Raw genomic sequence first — 3,363 nt, 5'->3', positions numbered from 1 at the left:
CCTCTAAATAGATTTTAGTCCTCTTTTGCATTTCGATGTCCCAATTTTTCCTATATTTATTATCGGTGATACTGCCTGCTTCAGTAATATTTCGGTTTACGCGGCAGCCAAGTCAAGTTTTGCGAAATGGTGAAGGTAAGCCGAGACCGAATTAACTAAGGGCAGGCTGAATGCAAAGAGACTGGATGAAACAGCAGGGTGGGGCAACCTCTTTTTTTGACCATTTTACCTCTCGGCAAAAGAATAGTGCGCATATAATTATTGCAGTTGAAATATTTTAATGCAGTCTGAAGTCATTAAAAGCGTGTCATTGCTGGCTGAGCAAGATTGGTATGAAATATGCAATATTAATTTCAATGTATAAATTCAAGGAGGACTAGGAATGGAAGACAATACTCAAAAAAAATCATGGCTGGAAAGATTCCCTAATGGGATTGTATTACTTTTTGGTATTATTATTTTGGTTGGCTTGTTATCTTACATTATCCCTGCCGGCAAATATGAAACAATGATCGTGGATGGCCGTAAGCTAATTGATCCTAATAGTTTTCACTTTGTACAGCAGAAACCGGTAGCAGTATTTGATTTCTTTACCGTCATCCCGGCCGGGCTGCAAAGCGCCGGGGCATTAATCTTTATGATTTTTCTCATTGGCGGCGCTATTAGTTTGTTTGAGGCCACCGGCGCCATTGGCGGGGCGATTGGCTGGTTTGCCAAACGTTTCGGTCATGAACGGAGCTCCTGGGTTTTGATGCTGATTACCACATTCTTTGCCTGCCTGGGGGCTTTCCCGGGGATGATGGAAGCGGCTATTCCTTTTGCACCACTGTGTGTGGGAATTGCGCTGGCCCTTGGCTATGATGTTATTGTCGGTATCTCAATTGCAGTGCTGGGGATCAATTTAGGCTGGACCAGCGGGCCGACAAATCCCTGGACAGTTGGTATTGGACACAGTCTGGCCGGACTACCGATGTTTTCCGGCATTGAATATCGCCTGCTTATTTTTGCTACCTTTTTATTAATTGGCAATGCTTTTATCTTACGGTATGCGCGCCGTGTAAAAGCCGATCCTACGACAAGTGTAGTATACGGTCTTACTGACAAATTCCAGGGTGGAGTCCGGATTGACTTGGATAACATGACCCTATCAGGTAGACATAAGGCTATTTTGCTGGTATTTGTGGCAACCCTGACTATCATTATTTATGGTACACTTCAATTAAAGTGGGGTATTCCGCAAATGTCGGCTCTTTATATTATCGGTGGTATCATTGCCGGTATCATGGCCGGTTACAGTGCCAATCAGATTGCTGACACCTTGATTGAAGGCGGTAAAGCAATCTTCCCGGGGGCCATGGCCGTTGGTCTGGCGCGGGCTATCGGTGTTGTCATGGATAATGCTTCAATAACCGATACGATCATCTATTATCTGTCATTACCATTAAAAGAGCTTAGCCCGGTATTGTCAGGGGTGGCGATGTTTATTGTCCAGTCCATTCTTAATTTGTTCGTACCCTCAGGCAGCGGTTTGGCCATGTTGACTATGCCAATTATGTTGCCCCTGGCTGATATTATTCATCTTAACAAACAAATCGCCGTACTGGCATTCCAGTTCGGCGACGGACTCACTAATATTTGCTACCCAACAGTTGCAGTAGTGATTGCTTATCTAACCTATGCTAAGGTACCTTTCCCCAAATGGCTGCAATACATCCTGCCCTATGCTGTCCTCACTTCATTAGCTGCTGCCGCGTTCCTTATTCTTGCTGTAGTGATAAATTACGGGCCATTTTAAAATAATATCTGGCTGATAGCGAACCTAGTTGGCGAGAAGCGGGTAAAGTGCGGTTTCCTCTCTGATAGTACGGGCTCTAATCGCTGTAGTAATTTGCTTTAGCTCGGTTAAGAAAGAAGGGGCATTATCGCTTATTTTGATCGAGTTTGTGTACTTGCTTTTAAAGTCACCGAAGGTACTCGCCAGTCCCCCCATCTCCTGGGCAAACTGAGTACTGACCGTCTGGGTTCGGACATCATTTGAGTCCATTAGCCGGGGGTAAAGAAATTTATCCTCATTAGACAGGTGAATATTGATTTTGCCGGCTAGCTGACCCAACAGCATTGAGATTGCAAACGCGTCTTTTACCACTGCTGCTGGTGTGGCGAAATTATTAAGCTTATCTAAAAGCTCAATAATTTCTTTATGTTGTCTTGTTAGATTAGATATGTCTGCCATGATCAAAAACCTCCTCGAACTCTTATATTTCCAGTATAATCCTGAAAGATTTTTTATGATGTGAGCCAGATCACAAGCATTGCCCGCACCGCGTATAATTCGGGTGGTGAAAGAAAACTCAGTGCAGGTTGCGCTGAGTTTTCTTAGTTTAGATATAAATACCAGGGGGAACAGGGGGTAAAAACGATTAAAGATATTCCGGATTTTACTCCGGTATGGTAGAATCCTATTAGGGGTAAGCTGAAATGTACTATTAAATGGAGGAATATATGCGAAATAAGATTAATCAATACCTGTGGGTTGCTATTGGCTGTGTCGTCAGCAGTATTTCTATTAACGCGTTTCTGGTGCCACATCACCTGCTCAGTGGCGGGGTTTCCGGTTTGGCTCTTATCTTTTATTTTCTTTTCGGCTTGCCGGTCGGGGTCCAGGTTTTTGTGATGAATCTCCCTTTGCTTTATGCCGCCTACCGGCTGCTGGGCAAAGAGTATACAATTGGTACCATTTTTGGAACAATCCTTTTTTCCTTTACCGTAGATGCCACCCAGTTTTTTTCACAATATAACCTTATCGATGATCCCATTATCTCTGCAATTACCGGCGGGGTTATTTCAGGTATCGGCAGCGGTCTTATATTCCGGGTTAATGGCAGCGCCGGCGGGTTGGATATTGTTGCAGCCATTGTAAAGAAATACTACGCACTGAATTTTGGGGTAGTTGGTTTTGCTGTTAACTGTGCCGTTATGCTTGTTGCGGCGATGTTGTTTGGCCTCAAACTGGCAATGTTAACGTTAATTTCAATGTTTATTAGTGCCAATCTGACAGATAAGGTAGTGGAAGGTTTTAATCGCAGAAAAACTGTCTTTATCGTTTCCTACAATACCGATAGTATTGTAGAGGCCATCTTAAAAGAAGTAGGCCGGGGGGTTACTATTCTTAACGGGGAAGGCGCTTTTACCCGTCAGAGTAAAAAAGTATTGTTTGTTGTTGTTAGCCTTACTCAGATCGCTAAAATTAAACAGCTTGTTCATGAGTCTGATCCGCAGGCGTTTATGATTGTTCAGGATGCGGCTGAAGTCATGGGGCGGGGCTTTACGCTGCCAAACTCCAGACAGTTATAATAAGTGAAT

3 protein-coding genes are annotated in these 3,363 nt (G+C 43.7%); 2 read left to right on the top strand and 1 reads right to left on the bottom strand.

The features are described from left to right. Positions 1 to 382: 382 nt before the first annotated feature. Positions 383 to 1,795: a hypothetical protein gene (locus tag VN379_RS21145; protein ID WP_325537548.1), complete on the top strand. Its 1,413-nt coding sequence runs from the start codon at positions 383 to 385 to the stop codon at positions 1,793 to 1,795. A 24-nt stretch (positions 1,796 to 1,819) separates the two neighbouring features. Here VN379_RS21145 and VN379_RS21140 read toward each other — a convergent pair whose 3' ends face one another. Then, positions 1,820 to 2,233 carry a hemerythrin domain-containing protein gene (locus tag VN379_RS21140; protein ID WP_325537546.1) on the bottom strand — a complete coding sequence of 138 codons (414 nt, stop codon included), beginning with the start codon at positions 2,231 to 2,233 and terminating at the stop codon, positions 1,820 to 1,822. A gap of 269 nt (positions 2,234 to 2,502) precedes the next feature. Between VN379_RS21140 and VN379_RS21135 the strand changes: the two genes are divergently transcribed. Continuing rightward, positions 2,503 to 3,354, top strand: a complete 852-nt coding sequence (locus VN379_RS21135) for a YitT family protein (protein WP_325537544.1) — start codon at positions 2,503 to 2,505, stop codon at positions 3,352 to 3,354. Positions 3,355 to 3,363: the final 9 nt, after the last annotated feature.

This window comes from Sporomusa sp. (assembly GCF_035561255.1).
In the GTDB taxonomy this organism is placed as follows: Bacteria; Bacillota; Negativicutes; order Sporomusales; family Sporomusaceae; genus Sporomusa.
Note: the sequence above shows the minus strand (reverse complement) of the source record. Positions and strands in the feature narration are given on the sequence as shown.

Bases quoted from the DNA above. Each gene is read 5' to 3' on its own strand.
- VN379_RS21145 (WP_325537548.1), top strand. From the start codon at position 383: ATGGAAGACAATACTCAAAAAAAATCATGGCTGGAAAGATTCCCTAAT.
- VN379_RS21140 (WP_325537546.1), bottom strand. From the start codon at position 2,233: ATGGCAGACATATCTAATCTAACAAGACAACATAAAGAAATTATTGAG.
- VN379_RS21135 (WP_325537544.1), top strand. From the start codon at position 2,503: ATGCGAAATAAGATTAATCAATACCTGTGGGTTGCTATTGGCTGTGTC.